This window comes from Streptococcus infantis (assembly GCF_019929575.1).
Classification (GTDB): Bacteria; Bacillota; Bacilli; order Lactobacillales; family Streptococcaceae; genus Streptococcus; species Streptococcus infantis_L.
Window position 1 is genome coordinate 1 of sequence record NZ_JAHZPU010000065.1, and the last position, 1,162, is coordinate 1,162.

Genomic DNA, 1,162 nt, shown 5'->3' on the forward strand with positions numbered 1-1,162 from the left:
GCCCTGTTGTAAAATGAAGTGCAACACAAAAGACATGTTCATCTGATATACTAGAGTTGCAAAAAACAGTATAGAGGAAGATGTACATGTCCACAAACTATTCTACCACAAATCAATCATACAAACACTTATCTGAAGCTGAGCGAGGAGAAATTGAAGCTTATTTAAGCGTAGGACTCAAACCTGCTGAGATTGCTCGTAGACTGGGGAGAAATCGCTCTACTATTACTCGTGAGATTAATCGAGGTTCTATAACACAAGTGAAACAAGTAAATGGACAGAAGGTCTATTATCAACACTATTATGCAGATGCGGCCCATAACCGCTATCGTCAGGCCAGAGAAGCCAGCTATTATCTGAAACTGGATTGTGTATCGGACGACTTTCTGACAAAATTCACAAAAGCAATGAGAGAGAAACCAAGGGTGCATAGCGTGGATACCTTTGTTCATACCTACAGGCTCCAACATGTAGATGCAGTTGTTCCTTCAACCAAGACGCTCTATAACTATATCCATCAAGGTTTGTTAGAGATTAAGGTTATTGATTTACCAAGAGCAGTGCGGATCCGTAAGAAATTTAACAAGCGTCCCTCTACCAAGAAACATCTAGGAAAGTCAATTGAAGAAAGGCCAGAAGAAATCAATAATCGCTCCCGTTTTGGAGATTGGGAAATCGATTCTGTTCTAGGTGGAAAGACAGTAGGAGAACCTTCTATTCTGACCTTGGTAGAGCGACAAACACGTTATGCTGTCACAAAGAAACTTGTCGAAAAGAAAGCAGAGTATGTCAATCAAGCAGTCTTAGAGTGTATGAAACTTTATCCCATTAAGTCCATCACTGCAGATAATGGAAACGAATTTTCATCATTGAGTAAAATAGAGGGATTAGATGTTTATTTTGCACATGCCTATTCATCTTATGAACGAGGTACAAATGAGAATTTCAATGGATTATTAAGAGAGTTCATTCCAAAGGGAGTCTCACTAAAAGAACTAAAGCCGACACTTTTAGAGGACTATACAAAGGCTATCAATGAAAGGCCTAGACGAATCCATGGCTATCAGTCTGCAAAAAAGCTGTTTGAGTCAGCTCAAACAGCTTGAAAGATACTCGCTTAATCAGAGGAACAACTTTGTTGCACTTGACTTGACAATTGGGG

1 protein-coding gene is annotated in these 1,162 nt (G+C 39.5%); it reads left to right on the forward strand.

Features of this window, described 5'->3' with window-relative positions:
• Positions 1 to 86: 86 nt before the first annotated feature.
• Positions 87 to 1,106 (forward strand): IS30 family transposase, encoded by a 1,020-nt coding sequence (locus K1I67_RS09650; RefSeq protein ID WP_223312652.1) that lies wholly within the window; start codon positions 87 to 89, stop codon positions 1,104 to 1,106.
• The last annotated feature ends 56 nt before the right edge of the window (positions 1,107 to 1,162 follow it).